This window comes from Salinibacillus aidingensis (assembly GCF_039522525.1).
In the GTDB taxonomy this organism is placed as follows: domain Bacteria; phylum Bacillota; class Bacilli; order Bacillales; family Alkalibacillaceae; genus Salinibacillus; species Salinibacillus aidingensis.
In genome coordinates this window covers 253,966-272,848 of record NZ_BAAADO010000003.1, presented here as the reverse complement: position 1 = coordinate 272,848, position 18,883 = coordinate 253,966, and the positions used below count along the sequence as shown (strand labels likewise).

The window sequence follows — 18,883 nt, the reverse complement described above, 5'->3', positions numbered from 1 at the left end:
CCCCTAGAGTGGTATACGTATCGTACTATATGTTCCTTCTCCCTCTTTAGAACGTATAATAAAGGAACCCCCAAGTTCCCCGGCCCGTTCGTTCAGGGTCTTTAACCCATATGAGGCTTGATTTTCCGTCTTCTCACTGACATTAAATCCTTTCCCATCATCCCGAATATAAAGTGTGACACTTTCCTCACGCTGTTTCAGTTCCAGGAGTACATGACTGGCCTGTGCATGCCGGAGAATGTTGGAGAGAATTTCCTGTACCATTCGAAAGAGCTGCTCTTCGGTGGCTTTTGACAGATGTAAGGTGTCATCTAAGTTCACCTGAAAATCAATGGAGCAGCGCTGTTTCAGTTCTTCTATCAGTTTTGCAATGCCTGTCTGTAAGGATTCCCCGGATAAGTGAACAGGACGAAGGTGAAGCAATAGTGCCCGCATTTCTGTTTGGGCCTGCAGAGCCATTTGGGCGACTTCCTTCATTTGCTCCTTAGCTTTTTCCGGCTTTTTATCGAGCAATTTTACGGTAGCCTGTGACATCATGGTTAACGCAAATAGCTGCTGGCTGACAGCATCATGTAAATCTCTTGCCAGTCGCTGTCTTTCTTCCATGGTCGCCACTTTGTGTGCCTCCTGGGCAAAGTCATTCTTCTCATCAGCCATCCGCTGCAGGGACTTCACCTGCTTTTCCATTTTTTCGGCTAATTGATTTAAATCATCGGCTATGTAATCAATCTCATCACCTGAACTCTTATAATCTTGATTAATGATTCTGGCACCATATTTCCCTTTCGCCAATTGTGTAATTAGAACCGATATTCCATCCATTCTTTCCTTGACCTGACCTGCATAATGAAAGCTTACGTACATAGCAACAGGGGTCATCAACAGGCAGATTAATAATATACTGAAAAAAATGGCTTCCAGAGTCAGCCAGGATGGATGGATGACCGAATATGTAAAAAATAACACACAGGCAATCACTAACAAGGAAAAATAAATGGTCTGAAACTGTGTACGTACGATCTGAAAGCGCAGACTATTGAGTTTGTGAAACATATATATTCTCTCCTATACCCGATCAATCCGAATATCGCCCACCTGGAGATGAAGATGAATGGTCAGCCTTTGAACAGCCTCTTCATAGTCAGGGGTTTGATAAACGAGATTCTTTGATACACCATTTGCCTCTTTCTCCAGCACTTTAATATCACCTACACTTGCCGTTGCATCGATCCTGAAGGCTATATCCTCAGGCATCAGCATACGCACATCCCCTACCCAGCCCTTGATTGTAATAGGGGTATCTCTATTTGGAATATAAGCCTTTGTAAAATCAAAATAGTAATCTCCTACTCCTGACCACATTTCCAGGGGCTCTACTGTCCAATTTTCTTCGTTAAAATTATGGGATCCGACAAATGAGTGATTATTTTTGGTATTCCCACGGTCTGAATCAATGGTGACTTTTACTCCATTCCCTTTTTTATCCTTCCTTTTCGTGAAAAATAAAAAATGCAAACCAATATAAATCAAAAGTAAGGGCCATAATTCCCAAATATCACCGAATCCAAAGGAAAGAACGCCATAATTCCCTAACACAACAAGAGACGCATAAATAGCGAGAAAGGAGCCAAAAGCCCAGCTACCCCCTTTGCTATCTCGAAAACTGTCGACAAACCACTTCAGGCCAATCACAATTAATAGAATCGGCCAGTTTTTTGCAATAATATCGGATATTTCCACGGAAATAATGCCTATATTCTCCAATATGAGAAAAACACCCGCAGCAATCAATAAGAATGATAAAAGAACTTTAACTAAGCTTTGTGATTTCATATTCACCCTCTTCTTTCCATAATCATTGTATTATACAAAGACGACAAAATTCCTTCTTTTTCTTTACACCTGCTAAGAATAAAGCTCAGAGTTACATTGACTTGAATATAACCAGTATATATCCCTGCTAAATAATCAGGATACAAGCAGAAGTTGGTTTCCGTCTCCGCCTGTGGACTGATTTTTTAAATTCCGGGATAAAAAGACATCGATCTGTCATAACGACTCAGTATAGCGAGATGGTTTTATAGCCTTGCAGACGAAATGCACCACAAGTGGGGATTGAGCGACTGCTGAAGGATGTATAATCATAACAGGTCTGTTATCTGTGCGGAAAGGATTGGGGGACAGGCCTTTATTTGTTATAATTTAACTATATAGTGATCTTATCGGGATGTCAGCGTCTGTTAACCCGTACCTTTATATCTCTCCTTCCATGTATTAAAGGGAGAATATGACGGACAGCTGCATCACGATTAAATACGTGGAGAGGAGATTCATATGTGGGACAAAATCTTTCAGGCTGTTGATGACTTATTTGATGAGATGGTCAACATCCGCCGGTATCTTCATCAGTATCCGGAGCTATCCTTTCATGAGGAAAAAACCTCAAAGTACATAGCCGATTTTTATAATCAGCTGGGCATACCCTGCCGTACGAATATTGGAGGTTATGGTGTCACAGCCACTCTAAAGGGTGGAAAACCAGGTAAAACTGTGGCTTTACGTGCTGATTTTGACGCACTCCCCATACAGGAGGAAAATGAAGTTTCGTATAAATCAAAAGTTCCAGGTGTCATGCATGCCTGTGGTCATGATGGACATACAGCAGCTCTGTTATGTTTGGCAAAGGCTGTCCTTCCCTTTCAGGAACAGCTTCCAGGAACGATAATTTTCATCCATCAGCCTGCTGAAGAATATGCGCCAGGTGGGGCAAAACCGATGATTGAAGCAGGTGTATTAGAAAACGTTGATGCTGTATTTGGCACGCACCTGTGGACAGATACCCCCCTTGGGCTTTTGCATACCTCTAAAGGAAATTTTATGGCAGGTGCAGATCGCTTTGAAATTAGCATTAAGGGGAAAGGTGGCCATGGAGCAAAGCCTCACCAGACAAAGGATGCCATTGTCATCGCCTCACAGCTGGTCACACAGCTTCAGCAAATTATGAGCCGCCGTATTGATCCGCTGAAAACAGGTGTCGTTACTGTCGGAACCTTTGAAGCCGGCCAGGCCTTCAACATTATTGCAGACTCTGCTAAACTGGTTGGAACTGTTCGAACCTTTGATGCGAATGTTCAGGAAAAGATTATTGAGCAGATGGAGAGCATTATAAAAAGTGTATGTCTTCCCTATGAGGCAGACTATGATTTTCATTACGCTAAGGGTTATCCACCTGTTGTGAATCATCCGGATGAGGCTGAACTGATTCTCAAGGAAGGAAAAAACGTTCCGGGAATAAAGGATACGGAGGAAGTGGAACCTTCCATGACCGGTGAAGATTTTGCCTATTATTTATTGGAAAAACCGGGTGCCTTTTATTTTACTGGAGCTCAAAAAGAAAAAGAGAATTACCCTCATCACCATCCGAAATTTGACTTCGATGAAAGGGCCCTTCCACTGGACGCCAAAACTTTGCTGCAGGCTTATCGAAGCTATCAGGAAAAGCATTCATAAAGTGAAACTTCCATCAGTGGGGGGGTTCTCCATCCCCCACTGATTTGGCCAGCTGCGGCTCCCAGGTCAAGGCGGATATAAGCCAAAGCCATTCCGTGGCCAAGCCCATGCAACTCCATGTCTTCGTCTTATCCCGCATGACCTAACCGGTCGCCTCCGCTTTTCTTGTTAGTTGAACTTATCAGGTTTTTACTGGCCGTTTATCCCCAACTTAGTCTTGTTGGGTTACCCTCAAAACTTGAAGTGGGGGGTATTACGGCCAGTTAATACGTGATAACGATTTTTCAAAAACACAAAACAAGAGCATCTCAGGGTTCATCACATAGCCTGGATGCTCTTGTTTGTTTCGTTATCATCTAATTATTCTTCCCGTCCAGCAGCCTGAGTCGATATCCATTCATGGCTGTTTCTCCCAGCTGGTTTAATAATCGGGAATTCGCCCACGCCCCAACAACGGCACCAAAGCCGGGAATAAGCTGGAGCATTTTCACAAAATCAATCGTGTCCCGATATTCCTGCTGCAGCTCCTTCCAGTCAATTTCGGCCCATTTTTCCTTTTCCTGTTCCCAATGAACGACTCTGTGTAACACACGGGCCCGGCTTTGATCACCTGAGAAAGCCAGCATAAATAGATGAAGCAAATACATTCGTTCTTCGTAGTTGTTGACATTCATCCCGTATAGCTGCCCCACATCAAATAAAAATTTCATCTTTATACTTAAAAGCATGGGGAAATCTGCCATACCTAAGAAAATACCACCAGCACCTGTACCGGCACCTTCAACCGCAGCCGTATTCCGATACTTCTGCAGACGTTCTCTGATTTCCTGTTCCCTTTTTTCGAATCCCCATTCCGGGTTTACTTCAACTTTATAAATATATGCGGAGCTAGTTAAAGATACTTCTATCATTTTACGAATGCTCTCCGTAATCACTTTATGAGCCTGATCCGGAATTTTCTGATTGATTTTAGTCTGTACGGATTTCGATGCCTTTTGTACCAGTGAAGACTTTCTCTTCATTTTCCGTTTCCATTTTAAAGCTTCCTTAAGAACCTGTTGTTCATAGGCTTGCATGTGATCATTCCCTCATTTTTGATCTATATTGTCCGCTTTCGTTCCAGCCTGCTCTTCACATATGTATTCACAAATATGAGAGTAAATAATCCACCCAGAGCCCAAAACAGAATCATTTCCTGCCAGGATGCAGCCCAAAGCATTAGAAAGCCTAAGATAAATGTCTTTATGAGCATGACAAACCGTAAAAACTGCTGTAAAGAGCGCTTTCTTACTTCTTTGGGAATTGGATACAGATCCAGCCAGTCAATCGTCTTATGGTGATTCCAAAGCGTAATAAGCTGAAACCCACTCAGATAGATGAATAACAATGCAAAGACCAGCTTGAACCATATTATCGGTATCCAGAATATAAAGAATGCTGCAATGAGAAGTAATCTTACATACATTCCAAGATAATCACTGCTTCTCACAAATGTTATCCGATATAAATACGTAAAGGTCTCCCTCTGCTCAAAGGGTACGGGCTGAATGAGCATACGGACAAGTGAATGTCGTTTTTTAGCCTTTTTCTTTAAATGCGGTACATCCGTAAACATGTTTGCTAATCTGTAGAAGGCCTGCATGCTCGCTTCCTCTTTTTCGATCAGTAAATCCCAGGCAACGCCCTGCTTTTTCCGGTAAACCTGATACAGCAACAGGAAGTATCCCGTCAATATGATCGTCATCATACTGACATAAAGTATGGCATCCCCCTGAATAAAGAAGCACACAATTAATATGTTCAGAACAGCACGTAAAATAGTGTCCATCCAGCGATATTGGACATCCCGCTCTTTTAATAACCACCAGCCTAATAGCAGATTCCAGACTTTGAGGATGATCAGAATGACAGCAAGGTAAATCAACCATTCGCCTCCCCTGTCCGAATAAGCAGTTAAATAAAGAGGACTTAATGCTGCATATCCCAGTGCTAAAGAGTAAAGCTGAGTGAAAAAACTGTACCAGAATGCCTTGCGAAAATAGCTTCCCATTTTATGCTCGGCAGGCAGAAGAAAAACGGTGTCTGCTTCCTGCAACAGGGTTCGGACCTGACTATGGGTGACCAGCAAACCTAAGACAATTCCCATAATCCATGCAACCGGGAAATTTTCCGGCAGATTCTCAAGCCATTGCTGATAAAAGTAAGCAAAGGCAGCAATAAAAAACAGCAAGGCAAAAGCTAAATGGTCATTAAAAATGAGACGCATGTACCGGCCTGTTTCTTTCAGATGAGCCCCTAATCTTTTTTTCCATAATTCGTTGGCATCAAACATGCTGATCTTCCTTCGTCAATTGAATATACAAATCATCCAGGGTAGCATCAGGCATTTGAAATTCCTTTCTAAGCTCTGACAGTGTTCCCTTTGCCCGCACCTCTCCATCATGCAGAATCACAAACCGGTCACAGTACCGCTCAGCCGTGGAGAGTATATGTGTGGACATAAGCACACCTGCTCCCTGTTTTTTCATATTATCCATCATTTGCAGATAGGATTGTATCCCTAATGGATCCAGTCCGACGAAGGGCTCATCTACAATGTAGAGGGATGGTTCAATGAGAAAGGCACACATAATCATCACTTTCTGTCTCATCCCTTTTGAAAAATGAACAGGGAACCATTTCAATTTTTTCTCTAACCGAAATTCCTTCAGGAGGGGCTCGATTCTCTTTTCAAACTCATCCTCTGGTATATCATAGGCCATTGCAGTCAGGCGCAGATGCTCATATAGAGTCAGTTCTTCATATAAAACAGGCATTTCCGGAATATAAGCAAATTGTTTCCGGTAATCTTCAGGGTTTTCCTGAAATGTCTGTTCATTAATGGAGATTGTCCCTTTTTTTGGCTCCATGAGTCCTATAATATGTTTAATTGATGTACTTTTTCCGGCTCCGTTAAGACCGATTAATCCCACAATTTCATGCGGGCGTACATCAAAGGATATCCCCTTTAAAACATTCTTTTGTGTATATCCTCCGAGAACATTCTCCAGCTTTAATAATTGATCCATTGATTTACCTCCACCTTCCATCACATACCTAATCTAAATTTTACCATCAACATTTTGATTTGCAAAAGATGAATAATTCCTGTTTATGCTGAACACAATAATAACTGAGGAACGGGGCAGATAGTCAGTCGTGAAACATTGTCTCGAACGTCAAACCATTTAAAGTGGGGTGTTGGTGAAAGACATTATTCTTTCACGTTAAAATGAACCATTTTTGAAATGGGGTGTTCGTGAAAGGCAACTTTCTTTCACACTTGATGATTCCCGTAAAGCTACTGTAGACTATTGCGTCCAGACTAGGTATAGTCTGAACGTATTCCCCATCTCATCAACAGTATGCATCCCCGTTCCTTAAGGCAGAGCACATGTTGCTCTGCCTTTTTTGTGGCTTATGCCGTCTGGCCTAACCGGTCGCCTTCGCTTTTCTTATTGTCCAGCTACGGCTCCCAGGCCCAAGCGGTCATAAGCAGAATCTCCTCCATGGCCAAAATACGGCCACTCCGGATATTCTGCTTATGCCGTCGGGCCTAACCGGTCGCCTTCGCTTTTCTTATTGCATTGTTTTTTTCCCTTTATTACAATAAAGGAAACAATAGTATGAGGAGGATAATCATGGCAGACTGTATTTTTTGTAAGATTTTAGATGGTGAAATTCCCTCAGCAAAAATTTACGAAGATGATGATGTATATGCCTTTCTTGATATCAGTCAAGTTTCAAAGGGACATACCTTAGTGATTCCCAAAAACCATACAGAGAACATTTTTGAGACAGACCCGGAAGTTGCTGAGAAGGTATTTTCCAGAATTCCTAAAATAGCGAATGCTCTCAGAAAAACATACCAGCCTAAGGGCTTAAACATTTTGCAAAACAATGGAGAATTTGCCGGTCAGACTGTTTTTCATTTACATATACATTTAATACCGAGATATGATGATGATAAGGACGGGTTTGACCTGAAATGGGAAACACATCCAGATGAGCATGATCTGCAACAGATTGCAGACGAGGTTACAAAAAATATCGATTAATTTTCTGAAAAATTTTATAAATCCCTGAAACTTTTTCTTTAGCTGGTAACGCGGTTCTGTTATAATGATGATAACTCTTTCGCAATCAATCACCAGGATATGATTGGAAAGACATTAGTTGAGAATAGTTTAGATGAGGAGAGGATTTACAAATGAAAATGGATACACGTGTTTTAATTTTGCTTTCCCTATTTATCGGGATTGGTACTGTATTGCACCTGGTAATGCCCGGTGTTCTTTTCGGAATGAAGCATGACCTGCAACTGGCGATGATGTTCCTGGGGATACTCTTGTTTCCAAAGGTTCAATATGTACTCGTGCTTTCGGTGGCTACAGGACTATTAACCGCATTAACAACAACAATGCCTGGTGGACAGATTTCAAATCTCATTGATAAACCAATTACTGCCTTTATATTCTTTGGACTTTATGTATTGCTATCCAAAGGAGTGAAAGATGTTATTTCAGCACCAGTCATGACTGCCATCGGTACCATGATTAGTGGAGCGATTTTCTTATCCGTTGCACTATTTATTCTGGGTGTTGAACTGGGAGCAGGCTTTGGCGCACTCTTTGCTTCAGTCGTTATCCCGGCAACGATTGCCAATACCATTATTATATTTGTTGTTTATCCAATACTTCAGTCCATCATGAAACGGTCCACGATCACATTGCAAAAGGCATAGAAATCTATAGGGTTGTTCCATTAAGAATATTTACGTAAAACTCCAGATGCAGTGATGCTCTGGAGTTTTGTTTTTCACTTATTTTTACGTTTTTCCTAAACATTATGAATGAAAAGCGTTATAATAATAACTATAAGGAAATGATTACGCTTTTATTGTTTTGTATACAGATTGATTACTGAATGATTAAATCGCTCATTTCCATCAACGATCGATTTTTACTACTAAAGGGGGTAATGATATGTCAAAAGGAAAATCATTATTACTTGGCCTCATTTTTGGTGGTGTCATCGGTGCATCCACCTCTTTACTTACAACACCATCTTCCGGACAAGACGTACGCAGAAGAGCAAGAGAACAAAGTGTAAAGCTTAAACAAACGATTGAAGAATTAAAAAACGAAGGTCTGGATTTGAAAAATCAATTGACTAAAACAACAAAAGAAGGTGCGGTTCTTCTAAAAGAACTCTCTCAGGATGTAAAAGAATCTATTGAAAATTGGAAAAAGACGATTGAACCACATCAGGAAAATATCCAGGAGCATTTAAAAAATGTAGAGGACAGCCTGAAGGAATTAGAAGAAAAAATGAATGCAGCTAAAAAAGAAAACGAATAAGGATAACGGTGTATGTTCGTATAGGACATACACTTTTTTATGTGGAAAAAAATCATTAGCCTATATTAACATTCATATATCACAGAAAATCAATGATCAGTGAATCCTGATTGACCCCCAAATCTCTGCACTTGGCTTCACCTATATAAAGTGAAACTTCCATCAGTGGGGGTTTTCCCATCCCCCACTGATGGTTAGTTGAACTTATCAGGTTTTTACTAGCCGTTTATCCTCCACTTAGTCTTGTTGGGTTACCCTCAAAATTTGAAGTGGGGGTATTACGGCCAGTTAATACGTGATAAAAAGACTGTCTCAATGTAGAGACAGCCTTTTTACAGTTATTCAATATAGATTATTCACCTAGATCTTTTGTCCATTTTTCAAGAAGATCTGGATTGTCTTCAAGGAATTGAGCTGCTGCATCAGCTGGTTCAGCTCCACCGTTGATAGCTACTAGCAATTCGTTTTCCATTTCAGTGTTGTAGTCTTCTGTTAGGCGTTGAATCACTTCGTAAGCTGCAGGTGAATCTTCCTTGAAGCTCTTATGTGCGATAGCTTCGATGCGGTCACCAGCACCACCATAAACTTCATTAGGATCTTCTAACATTTTCAGATCCATTTCGGCAAATGCCCAGTGTGGCTTCCAAAGTGGTACGATAATTGGTTCTTCATTTTCAATCTTAGTTTGCAGCTCAGAAAGCATGGCAGCTTCAGAACTGGAAGTCAGTGTCCAGTTTTCCAGACCATATTCTTCAAGTGCTGTTTGTGTATTCTGCATAATTCCGGCACCTGGGTCAATACCTATAATTTGCCACTCTGTTGCTTCACCTAATTCTTCATTACCTTTAAGGTCTTCAATAGAGTTTACATCTTCCATGTAAGATGGAACAGTTAATGCAAGTGGTGCCTGTGCTACAAATTCACCAGCAACTTCTACATCATCCTGATATTGCTCCCAGTATGATTGGTGGGTAGCTGGCAGCCATGAAGCTGTCATGAATGACGCATCATCATTTGCAACACTTGACCACATAGCTCCTGCTTCCACTTGTGTAGTTTCTACAGTGTATCCTACCTCTTCAAGAACCTGTTGAACTAATGGAGTACGTGCAAGAGCACCTGCCCATGCTACATACGGAATTTCTAATTCAGATTCACCTAGTTCTACACCGCTTGATTCTTCAGCATTTCCGTTGTCAGCGTTATCGCTGCTATCATCGGTGTTTTCACCGCCACCACATGCTGCTAAAAGAAGTGCTAGTAATAGTGCTGCGGTTAAACCAAGAAATTTAAATTTCTTAAACATAAGATGTATTCCTCCTAAAGTTTTAATAATATATATGTTCGGGGAACCGCATCATTTAGCGATGCAGTTACCCGTGAACATCTTATTTTTTATTTGCCCCTTGAGAGATACGATCAAGTAACATCGCAAGAATAACAAGGGATAAACCACCTTCAAATCCTAGTCCAACCTGAACCTGTGTTACAGCTCTGTATACAATGGTTCCAAGACCAGGTGCCCCTACCATGGAAGCAATAACAACCATTGAAAGGGATAGCATAATGGTCTGGTTAATACCAGCCATAATCGTTGGCATAGCCAGAGGAATCTGTACCTTAGTCAGCCTCTGTCCAGTTGTTGATCCATAAGCGTTAGATGCTTCAATAAGCTCCTGATCAACCTGACGGATACCAAGGTTTGTCAGTCTTACAGTAGGTGGCATCGAAAAGATAATCGTTGCCACAACGCCTGGTACCATACCAAGGCTGAAGAAAACAACTGCCGGAATTAAGTAAACAAAGGCCGGCATTGTCTGCATGAAGTCAAGAATTGGTGTTATGACAGCCTGCACCGAATTCTTCTGTGACATCCATATCCCAATTGGAATACCTATAAGCATAGATATCAGAACAGATATAATAACAAGTGCTACAGTATCAATTAATTCAGGCCAATAGCCTAAGTTGTTAATAAGACCTAGTCCTATAAGAGCAAAAGCACCAATTTTCCAGTTCACAATCCACCATGCAAGCAGTGCGACCAGAATGATTAATACAAAAGGCGGTACCAATGTTAATAATAGAACAAAATTCTCTGTTACAAATTCAATAATATTTGTAACGCCATCAAAAAATCCAGAAAGATATGTCTTTAAAAATTCTTCAAACCATTCAACCCATTCTGCTAATGGGAGTTTGGGAAATAGTTGAGTCTCATCCATTGGCTCCAACACCCCCATCTCCGTTTAATGCCTCATTATCTCCAGCTAGTGCGCCAATAACAGATCCACGTACAATAATTCCCACAAGTCGACCTTCATCATCGACAACAGACAGTGGTGCCTTATCATCAGACAATGGTACAAACACATCAGCAAGCAATGTATCTGGATGCACTGTTGGAATATCGGAAGTTAAAATTTCTTCCAGACCTTTTTGTTCTTTCGCTGCTGCTGCTGCATCATCTGCTGTTACATAGCCTAGTAATTTTTTCTTTTTGTCCACAACATATAGAGTGGAAATACCATATTCTCTCATGAGCTTCAAGGCTACTTTTGGACCTCTGTCCACAGCGATACTTTCTGCACGTTTCATAATATGTGAAGCTGTAAGGACCTTAGATAAATCAACATCCTCAACGAAGCGTTCAACATAATCGTTAGCAGGGTCCATTAGAATCTCCTCAGCTGTACCAACTTGAACGATGCTTCCATCTTTCATCAATGCAATACGGTCACCTATTCGAAGCGCCTCATCCAAGTCGTGTGTAATAAAGATAATCGTTTTACTCATACTTTGCTGAAGATCCAGCAGTTCATCCTGCATATCTTTACGAATCAATGGATCCAATGCACTGAATGCTTCGTCCATTAATAGAATTTCAGGATCATTAGCGAGCGCTCTTGCAAGTCCAACACGCTGCTGCATACCACCAGAAAGTTCATTTGGGTATTTATCAAGATAATTTCCTAAACCAACAAGTTCGAGTGCTTCCTGTGCTTTCTGGGCACGAGTCTCTTTATCAATACCCTGAATTTCAAGACCATACTCTGTGTTTTTTTGGATGGTTTTATGTGGGAGAAGGGCAAAGTTTTGGAAAACCATGCTCATTTTCTTTCTGCGTAAGTTACGCAATTGTTCTTTGTTCATTTCCGTAACATTTTCATCTCCAAGCCATATATCCCCTGAAGTTGGTTCAATGAGCCTGTTCAACATACGGACAAGTGTAGATTTACCACTACCGGATAAACCCATAATAACGAATACTTCACCGTCCTCAACTTCAAACGATGCCTGATTGACACCAACCGTCATACCTGTCATCTCGAGAATTTCGTCTTTCGATTTGTTTTCATCGAGGTATTTCACGGCTTGTTTCGGACGTTTACCGAAAACTTTTGTTAATCGGTCCACTTTAATCTTACTCATCGTTTCACCTCTCTTAACTCCTTAATTCATTTTTGATCCTCTCTGAAACAAATAATAGATTAATTTTTCAAAGATTATTTATTTAAAATCTATTAAATCGCACATCTTTTTTTCTGCTATCAGAGAGAAGTACTGTCCTGCACACACTCCTATGGATTTAACAGGAATATCTCACCAAACTAAATTCGTTCAATTTGGTAATGATTTACATTTAATTGCTACCATTGCATTGCATTGCATCGACCACTCTTAATACTATAAAGCAAAAGGTACATAAATTTCAAATATTAAATACCGATGATTTTGTATGTTTTTTATGTACAGTTTATTCTGTATAAACATGTGCGAACTTATTCTTTTAGTATCTCTTTTTTTCGCCATTTTTCTACCCTATCCATTGGTTTTATTGATTGTTGTTTTCGTGTAACCTTTATATAGCAGTACATATAGGGGGATTGTATGAACGTAACTACTGTAGAGGACATATCAAATAAAATTATTATTGAATTTGCCAAGACTATAGAAATGTTCGGAATGGCCCCACTTGAAGCTAGACTATTCGTTTATTTGTATCTAAAGAATAAACCACAGACACTTGATGAAATGGGAGCAGCCCTGGGTAAAAGCAAAACCTCTATGAGCACGAGCATCAGAAGTTTGTCTGGTGCGAATCTGGTTACACGTGTATGGAGAAAAGGTGTGCGCAAGGATTTATATGAAGCAAATCATCAAATATTTAAAACATTTATGAACAACTATATCAACAAGTGGCTCGATGCATCCGCACATCAGATGGACGCCCTAGAAACGATTCAGCAGGAGCTCCATGAGCATCCAAACCGTAAGACTTCAGACCTGAATGAGCTATCCGATTATCTTAATCAAATGATTGACTTCCACATTCAGTTAAGGGAATCTTTCCGTCAGTTAAACGTCGATGATTAATGCCGACCATTTCGAGGCAGATGTGATAATTTTAGCGGCCAGTACAAAAGGCCCTATTACTATCATAATAGAAGAAACCCGGAATATTCCGGGTTTCTTCTATTATGAACGAATTTCCTGAAATAAAAAGATAAAGTAGGCAATGGCAAAACAAATCATTCCTGCTGACAAAATTCCAATTACCTGTGGCCAGATAATTGTTAAGCTCTGCCCTAATCCCAGGGGAGCAGAAACACTGCCTGCCAGCTGTTCCATGGAGATAGGACCTAACGTCCTGAAACTTGGAATGAGTAGGATGGTCGTAATTTCTGAAAACAAATAATTAGGTGAAAATCTCATCAATGTTGTTAACAGCTGCTGACTTTCAGCCTGGGCACCTACAGAGCCGGCTCCCTGAAATAACTGATCCGGGACAGAAGCATTCACAATCAGGTTGACAATAATGGGATAGAAAATACTGAAGAATAACCAGATTGCAATTCCTGCCAGCGCCGATGTGGCCGCCTGCTTAAAACGTATTGAAAAAAGAATGGATAGCGAAAGCCAAAATCCGATATAGATGATAATCATAATTAAGTAGGTTAATATTCGAATGACCTCACCAAACGTTGGGGGAATTCCCATTGATAGAATTCCGATTCCTATCACTAAGAGTCCCAGCGAAAAGATAAATCCGGCAATCACGGCGAGCGAACCCAGGAACTTGGACAAAATAATGTAGTCTCGTGGTATAGGCTGGGACATAATCCGAAGTAATGTATTTTTATTTCTCTCACTATTTACCGCATCAAAACCAAGACTTATCCCCAGCAGAGGGCCAAGAAAACTGATAAACGTCACAAAAGATGGCAGTGTTCCATTTTCGCCTGTAATCGTGAATACTCTTAGATATAGAAAAAGGCTTTGATTATTTTCCAAATTAGACGCTACATCCCGAATAGAGGAGAAGGCCGTATACAAGGATCCCACACATGTGAGTAAAATAATGGCCATTAATATGTTGAAACGATAGCTTTTAATATGGTCTGCGATTTCCTTCCGGGTTAATATCCAAATTGAGCTGTTGGCAAAATCCTGAATCCGCTGAATCCACTTCTCTTTATCCTTAATAGCTTCAATCACTGATTTCACCTCCCTCGAAATAGCGCTGGTAAATATCATCCAGCCCATAAGACATTCGCTTCAGGGACAGCAAATCGTATTGATTGGAGATGAAAAATTTGGCCAGCTCCCCTTGATCTTCTTTATTTAGTCTAATGTAATAGGCTTCTTCATCCCAATCAATAGACTCTACACTGGGTTCCATACTGAGCTTTTCAACAAGCTGATGACTTGGACCCTTTACTTTTGCTTTATATAAGAATAATGTGTCATCTAACAGTGTTTTTTGTAAGTCCTCTATATCCCCATAGGAAAGCAGTTCGCCTTTTACAAAGATACCAACACGATCACAAATCTGCTGTACCTGATGCAGCTGGTGAGAGGAGAGCAGAATAGTTAACCCATGATCGACACTAAGGTTACGGATTAACTCCAATAGCTCGTTAATCCCTTTTGGGTCAATTCCCAAAGTTGGCTCATCCATAATAACCACTTCCGGATCCTTCATCAGGATGTCGGCAAGCCCTAATCTCTGTCTCATCCCACGGGAATATTCTCCAACTTTTTTAGCAGCCGCGTGATCCATACGAACCTGTTCCAGCCAATGAGTCGCCCTTTTTTTGGCTTCCACACGGCCCAAACCATTTAATTTCCCGGTTAGAATTAAATTTTCCATCCCAGTCATATCCTCATAAAATCCAACATTGTCCGGAAGAAAGCCCACCTTTTTCTTAACTTCTATAGGTTTGTTTGTTGCATGGATGCCACTGACGTATACTTCCCCTTCTGTAGGCTCAGTCAGACCTAATATCATATAAATCGTTGTGGATTTACCTGCACCATTTGGTCCTAATAATCCAAAAACCTCACCCTTATGAATGGAAAGATCTAATTGTTTAACAGCTTTATTCTCTTTATATTGCTTGGTGATATTTTTTAATTGAATCATAGTCTCTGCCATCTTTATCTCCTCCCATATTTTCTGACGAGGAAGATTATACCCACAACGACAGCAATAATAATAGCCAGACCTGCAAAGCCCCATACCATCGACGTCTTCACACTCATGCGAAACTGTGAATTTGCGGTTGCTTCAGGGGTGGATGCTTTCATTTCCACCACATAATCCCCGGCAATCGCCTTATCACTGGCCTTAACGGTTGCATCTACTTTAACCGACTGTCCAGCCGGGATTTCGCTGATCGTCCCAGGTTCAAAGGTAACATCCCATTCCGATGGGGTATTCGCAGCTGATAACTCTACATTTTCCAGCTTACTCGTGCCTGTATTTTTTACTTCGAGTGTTATAACATCTGTATCCCCTGCTTGTATGTCAGAGCTTAATCTTCCGTCAGGGGTTGTAAGCTCAAGTCCATAAGTACCGGTTATCACAGATTCCAGGGTAAGCTTCGCATTTGCCTGACCTGCCTGTGCTGTAACCGGAATTTCGTAGGTACCCTTACTTGCCTGTTTAGAAGGGACAACCTCCACGGTAATATTTGAGCTTTGATTGGATCCAACCGTGACACTCGTTACATCTTTCCCATTCGCTTTAAAATTCACCTGCCATCCGCTTGGTGCATCAGCTTTTAAAGAGTAGCGCTGTTCACTTGCTGTACGATTTAACAGTTCCACATCGTATGTAAATGTTGACTCTGAGTCTCCTTCCATATTTGTCTGATCAGAGGTTAATTCTGTTTTGAATACCCCTTGTTCTGTGATGTTGACGGTCATAGGTAAAGTAGTGACTGCTCCTGTTTCAGAAGTGGCTGTAACATCAAAATTATAGGCCCCTTTTTCAACTTTTAGCGGAACCTCAATATCCAGCTGAAAGCTCTTAGTTGAATTAGGCTTTACAGATAAATGATCCACACCGTAGCCGTCAGCTGTCATCGTATAGCTCCATTTTTTCGGCAAATCACTGACAGCCAGCTCTAAATTTTTCACCTGGTTTGATTCATTAATGATTTCAACCTCATAATTTGCCGTTTCTCCAGGGGTAAGGGACAGCCCGGTCAGTGGTGTATATAGGGTCACCCCTTCAGCCGCACTCGCTTTATACGGCATGACCATCGATAGTAAAAGAGTAAATAATGTCAGCAAAATAAAAGACTTACGTTTGAACATCATCCATTCCTCCCTGTAAATTTTTTTATTAATACGTCACCGATTTGGTATTGGATTTAACTTTTTTTAAATTTTTTGGGACTGTCCCCACATGCTTTAAAGCACTAAAGAGTTGACAAACATTTGAAATGCCTTTTATAAATAATAAAGGAGATATTTAACCCATGTGGATAGGATGTGAAATGGATGCTGGAGAAAGAGAAAACGGATGAGGAATTATTAAAAGCGGTTGAAAAGGGGTCACTGGACGACTTTAAAATTTTATATGAACGTTATTTCCAGTTTATCTACAAAATTGTTTATTCCATCCTTAAAGATCGTGATGACACAGCTGATTTGTGTCACGATTTATTTCTGGAATACTATCGTAAAGCTAATAGCTATCATCCCACCCGCGGAAGCGTTAAATCCTGGCTGGCGGTTCGGGCAAAAAGCAGGGCCATCGATTACATCCGCAAGAAAGACAGAGTCGTCTTAAAAGAGCAATTACTCTATCAGAAGGAAAGCACTGAACAAAGTGTAGAAGACATTGCATTAGCCAATGAAGACAAAAAACAATTAAAGGATGCCCTTCAGCACCTGCCCCCGGCACAACGACAGGCTATTTACTTAAACTATATTGAATCCCTGTCTCATAAAGAAACAGCAGAAAGGTTAGATCGCCCGTTAGGAACGGTAAAATCCCTGATCCGTTATGGAATCAAAAATTTAAAGAAATATTACCTATCACCACAGGATTTACAAAGAGGTGATCGCCATGATGCCTAACCACTTGTCAGAAGAAAAGATCATTGATTTTATTGAGCAGGAGCTGCCCGAAAATGAAGAAATTAAAGTTCAGGAGCATCTAAATGAATGCCAGGATTGCCAGGAATTATTCTCCTTCTGGACCCATACTCTAAATGAAGAAGTTGAGGTTCCTGAAACCCAGCAGAAATCAATTTGGAACCAGCTGTCTTCAGAAGTCCAGCGCCAACGAAAGAGGGAATTTAAAACCTGGTATAAAGGTATTCTTGCTGTATCCATAGGTGCCGTATTATTTATAAGCGGCGTTTTTACCGGGGAAAAGATGACGGAGCATGAAACAGCTACACATTCAGCAAATCAAAACGAAAGCTTTGTAATTGATCCCAAAACGGAAATTTATGATCTGGTTCATACGTCCAGTGGAGATAATAAAGGATATGCATGGTATAATCCCGTCCGCAGAGAAATGATTCTCTACATTGATGACGACCTGGAGAAGCATGTGAGAGCAGATATCGAAACCAATAACTCCACGATTACAAAGGGTTCCATTGAGTTAAATCATGATCATCAATATATTTATATTAAAGATCAGCAATTGCGGGAATTTTACCGGCTCATCCTGAAAAATCAGCTTAACCAAAACCCCATCAGCAGCTATGAATTCCGGGCTGTACAACTGAATAACGAGTCTCTTTTGGAATAAAAGGGGGAAGCATCAGATTCTGTTCCGACTTAATCTGATGCTTTTTGCTATGATTAAAAAATATTTCGAAAAATAAACTTTATTAATCTCCTTATTACTGGCATAATAGAACCAAAGCGATATTATAATAGGGAGTGATAGAATGAGTAGCGAGCGTTATTCCATAGAAGAAGCGATTATATACAGCCATAAAATGACACAGCTTAGCAAAGCATTATGGAAGGCAATAGAAAAAGACTGGCAGGATTGGGTGAAACCATTTGGCTTAAATATAAATGAACACCATATTTTATTAATTGCCTATCATCTCAAAGGATCAAGCATCTCTGAAATATCCAAATTCGGAGTTATGCACGTATCAACAGCGTTTAACTTTTCAAAAAAGCTGGAAGAGCGCGGGCTGCTGACCTTTTCAAAGAAAGAGAATGATAAAAGAAATACGTATGTGGAGCTCACCCAAAAAGGAAATCATCTACTAGAGGAAATCCTTGATACCCATAATGTTGATAACAACCGAATTGTAAACGGTTCCTTGAAGCTGCAGGAACTCTATGGAAAATTTCCGGAATTTCAGGATTTGATTGCTGTCATTCGGGATATTTATGGAGATGAATATATGGATATCTTCAATCGTTCCATCCAAAATGTTGTAAAAGAGACCGTAACAGATAAAAATGACACCGTGAAATAACATCACATGGGTATATGTTTACACTTTATTTCTTTTGAGACATAGAATATTTTCAGTTGTGTAATCCTCCTTCCATACCACAGGATTTCAGAAACCAGAAAACACGTTTTCAGTGAGTTTTCCTACATTACCATTGTTTTTTACTGCATGTAATGAATGCCTGTTTAAAATTTTTATATTTATGATGAAAAAGGTATTGATTTTGGTTCAAAAAGCGAGTATTAT

General features: G+C 40.4%; 19 protein-coding genes. 8 read left to right on the top strand and 11 right to left on the bottom strand.

Translation table 11 applies throughout. The annotated features are described in order from the left end of the window. Positions 1-3 precede the first annotated feature (3 nt). Both ABD006_RS08115 and liaF read right to left on the bottom strand, forming a co-directional pair. A complete protein-coding gene (locus tag ABD006_RS08115; RefSeq protein WP_343839627.1) occupies positions 4-1,053 on the bottom strand; it encodes a sensor histidine kinase in 1,050 nt (349 codons plus the stop codon). A 12-nt stretch (positions 1,054-1,065) separates the two neighbouring features. Further along, positions 1,066-1,833, bottom strand: coding sequence for a cell wall-active antibiotics response protein LiaF (gene liaF, locus ABD006_RS08110; protein WP_343839626.1), 768 nt, complete (start codon positions 1,831-1,833; stop codon positions 1,066-1,068). 501 nt (positions 1,834-2,334) lie between these two features. Between liaF and ABD006_RS08105 the strand changes: the two genes are divergently transcribed. Continuing rightward, a complete protein-coding gene (locus ABD006_RS08105) occupies positions 2,335-3,510 on the top strand; it encodes a M20 metallopeptidase family protein (protein WP_343839625.1) in 1,176 nt (391 codons plus the stop codon). A 356-nt stretch (positions 3,511-3,866) separates the two neighbouring features. Here ABD006_RS08105 and ABD006_RS08100 read toward each other — a convergent pair whose 3' ends face one another. The 3 genes from ABD006_RS08100 to ABD006_RS08090 are packed head-to-tail and all read right to left on the bottom strand — an operon-like array spanning position 3,867 to position 6,578. Next, complete coding sequence (locus ABD006_RS08100; RefSeq protein ID WP_343839624.1) at positions 3,867-4,586, bottom strand: EcsC family protein; 720 nt, start codon at positions 4,584-4,586, stop codon at positions 3,867-3,869. Between the two features lie 23 nt (positions 4,587-4,609). Then, positions 4,610-5,842, bottom strand: a complete 1,233-nt coding sequence (locus tag ABD006_RS08095) for an ABC transporter permease (RefSeq protein WP_343839622.1) — start codon at positions 5,840-5,842, stop codon at positions 4,610-4,612. After that, on the bottom strand, positions 5,835-6,578 hold the full coding sequence (locus ABD006_RS08090) for an ABC transporter ATP-binding protein (protein ID WP_343839620.1): 744 nt from the start codon (positions 6,576-6,578) through the stop codon (positions 5,835-5,837). The genes ABD006_RS08095 and ABD006_RS08090 overlap by 8 nt, the downstream gene beginning before the upstream one ends. Before the next feature lie 612 nt (positions 6,579-7,190). Here ABD006_RS08090 and ABD006_RS08085 point away from each other — a divergent pair. The 3 genes from ABD006_RS08085 (at position 7,191) to ABD006_RS08075 (ending at position 8,909) form a co-directional block, all read left to right on the top strand. After that, a complete protein-coding gene (locus ABD006_RS08085; RefSeq protein ID WP_343839618.1) occupies positions 7,191-7,607 on the top strand; it encodes an HIT family protein in 417 nt (138 codons plus the stop codon). A 152-nt stretch (positions 7,608-7,759) separates the two neighbouring features. Continuing rightward, positions 7,760-8,293, top strand: coding sequence for a tryptophan transporter (locus tag ABD006_RS08080; protein WP_343839616.1), 534 nt, complete (start codon positions 7,760-7,762; stop codon positions 8,291-8,293). A 241-nt stretch (positions 8,294-8,534) separates the two neighbouring features. After that, positions 8,535-8,909 (top strand): YtxH domain-containing protein, encoded by a 375-nt coding sequence (locus ABD006_RS08075; protein ID WP_343839613.1) that lies wholly within the window; start codon positions 8,535-8,537, stop codon positions 8,907-8,909. 352 nt (positions 8,910-9,261) lie between these two features. Here the strand turns inward: ABD006_RS08075 and ABD006_RS08070 are convergent, their stop codons facing one another. From ABD006_RS08070 to ABD006_RS08060, 3 genes are all read right to left on the bottom strand, one after another. Beyond that, the gene (locus tag ABD006_RS08070; protein WP_343839611.1) at positions 9,262-10,215 is read right to left on the bottom strand and encodes a glycine betaine ABC transporter substrate-binding protein; all 954 of its coding nucleotides are present in this window, start codon (positions 10,213-10,215) and stop codon (positions 9,262-9,264) included. An 82-nt stretch (positions 10,216-10,297) separates the two neighbouring features. Further along, positions 10,298-11,134 (bottom strand): ABC transporter permease, encoded by an 837-nt coding sequence (locus tag ABD006_RS08065; RefSeq protein WP_343840276.1) that lies wholly within the window; start codon positions 11,132-11,134, stop codon positions 10,298-10,300. After that, positions 11,127-12,341, bottom strand: coding sequence for a quaternary amine ABC transporter ATP-binding protein (locus ABD006_RS08060; protein ID WP_044161015.1), 1,215 nt, complete (start codon positions 12,339-12,341; stop codon positions 11,127-11,129). The genes ABD006_RS08065 and ABD006_RS08060 overlap by 8 nt, the downstream gene beginning before the upstream one ends. 459 nt (positions 12,342-12,800) lie before the next feature. Here ABD006_RS08060 and ABD006_RS08055 point away from each other — a divergent pair, with 459 nt between their 5' ends. Then, a complete protein-coding gene (locus ABD006_RS08055; protein WP_343839609.1) occupies positions 12,801-13,286 on the top strand; it encodes a GbsR/MarR family transcriptional regulator in 486 nt (161 codons plus the stop codon). A 102-nt stretch (positions 13,287-13,388) separates the two neighbouring features. Here the strand turns inward: ABD006_RS08055 and ABD006_RS08050 are convergent, their stop codons facing one another. The 3 genes from ABD006_RS08050 to ABD006_RS08040 are packed head-to-tail and all read right to left on the bottom strand — an operon-like array spanning position 13,389 to position 16,514. Beyond that, the gene (locus ABD006_RS08050; RefSeq protein WP_343839607.1) at positions 13,389-14,408 is read right to left on the bottom strand and encodes an ABC transporter permease; all 1,020 of its coding nucleotides are present in this window, start codon (positions 14,406-14,408) and stop codon (positions 13,389-13,391) included. Then, a complete protein-coding gene (locus tag ABD006_RS08045) occupies positions 14,401-15,348 on the bottom strand; it encodes an ABC transporter ATP-binding protein (protein ID WP_343839606.1) in 948 nt (315 codons plus the stop codon). Before ABD006_RS08045 ends, ABD006_RS08050 begins: the two co-directional genes overlap by 8 nt. Positions 15,349-15,350: 2 nt before the next feature. Then, positions 15,351-16,514, bottom strand: a complete 1,164-nt coding sequence (locus ABD006_RS08040) for a COG1470 family protein (RefSeq protein ID WP_343839603.1) — start codon at positions 16,512-16,514, stop codon at positions 15,351-15,353. Between the two features lie 186 nt (positions 16,515-16,700). Between ABD006_RS08040 and ABD006_RS08035 the strand changes: the two genes are divergently transcribed. The 3 genes from ABD006_RS08035 (at position 16,701) to ABD006_RS08025 (ending at position 18,658) form a co-directional block, all read left to right on the top strand. Next, the gene (locus ABD006_RS08035; RefSeq protein ID WP_343840274.1) at positions 16,701-17,282 is read left to right on the top strand and encodes an RNA polymerase sigma factor; all 582 of its coding nucleotides are present in this window, start codon (positions 16,701-16,703) and stop codon (positions 17,280-17,282) included. Between the two features lie 4 nt (positions 17,283-17,286). After that, on the top strand, positions 17,287-17,967 hold the full coding sequence (locus tag ABD006_RS08030) for an anti-sigma factor family protein (protein ID WP_343839601.1): 681 nt from the start codon (positions 17,287-17,289) through the stop codon (positions 17,965-17,967). Positions 17,968-18,109: 142 nt separating this feature from the next. After that, a complete protein-coding gene (locus ABD006_RS08025) occupies positions 18,110-18,658 on the top strand; it encodes an HTH-type transcriptional regulator Hpr (protein WP_343839599.1) in 549 nt (182 codons plus the stop codon). Positions 18,659-18,883 lie beyond the last annotated feature (225 nt).

Coding starts and splice junctions, on each gene's coding strand:
- ABD006_RS08095 (WP_343839622.1), bottom strand. CDS start 5,842: ATGTTTGATGCCAACGAATTATGGAAAAAAAGATTAGGGGCTCATCTG.
- ABD006_RS08070 (WP_343839611.1), bottom strand. CDS start 10,215: ATGTTTAAGAAATTTAAATTTCTTGGTTTAACCGCAGCACTATTACTA.
- ABD006_RS08075 (WP_343839613.1), top strand. CDS start 8,535: ATGTCAAAAGGAAAATCATTATTACTTGGCCTCATTTTTGGTGGTGTC.
- ABD006_RS08025 (WP_343839599.1), top strand. CDS start 18,110: ATGAGTAGCGAGCGTTATTCCATAGAAGAAGCGATTATATACAGCCAT.
- ABD006_RS08065 (WP_343840276.1), bottom strand. CDS start 11,134: ATGGATGAGACTCAACTATTTCCCAAACTCCCATTAGCAGAATGGGTT.
- ABD006_RS08045 (WP_343839606.1), bottom strand. CDS start 15,348: ATGGCAGAGACTATGATTCAATTAAAAAATATCACCAAGCAATATAAA.
- ABD006_RS08105 (WP_343839625.1), top strand. CDS start 2,335: ATGTGGGACAAAATCTTTCAGGCTGTTGATGACTTATTTGATGAGATG.
- ABD006_RS08080 (WP_343839616.1), top strand. CDS start 7,760: ATGAAAATGGATACACGTGTTTTAATTTTGCTTTCCCTATTTATCGGG.
- ABD006_RS08115 (WP_343839627.1), bottom strand. CDS start 1,053: ATGTTTCACAAACTCAATAGTCTGCGCTTTCAGATCGTACGTACACAG.
- ABD006_RS08040 (WP_343839603.1), bottom strand. CDS start 16,514: ATGTTCAAACGTAAGTCTTTTATTTTGCTGACATTATTTACTCTTTTA.
- ABD006_RS08085 (WP_343839618.1), top strand. CDS start 7,191: ATGGCAGACTGTATTTTTTGTAAGATTTTAGATGGTGAAATTCCCTCA.
- ABD006_RS08090 (WP_343839620.1), bottom strand. CDS start 6,578: ATGGATCAATTATTAAAGCTGGAGAATGTTCTCGGAGGATATACACAA.
- ABD006_RS08055 (WP_343839609.1), top strand. CDS start 12,801: ATGAACGTAACTACTGTAGAGGACATATCAAATAAAATTATTATTGAA.
- ABD006_RS08060 (WP_044161015.1), bottom strand. CDS start 12,341: ATGAGTAAGATTAAAGTGGACCGATTAACAAAAGTTTTCGGTAAACGT.
- liaF (WP_343839626.1), bottom strand. CDS start 1,833: ATGAAATCACAAAGCTTAGTTAAAGTTCTTTTATCATTCTTATTGATT.
- ABD006_RS08100 (WP_343839624.1), bottom strand. CDS start 4,586: ATGCAAGCCTATGAACAACAGGTTCTTAAGGAAGCTTTAAAATGGAAA.
- ABD006_RS08035 (WP_343840274.1), top strand. CDS start 16,701: ATGCTGGAGAAAGAGAAAACGGATGAGGAATTATTAAAAGCGGTTGAA.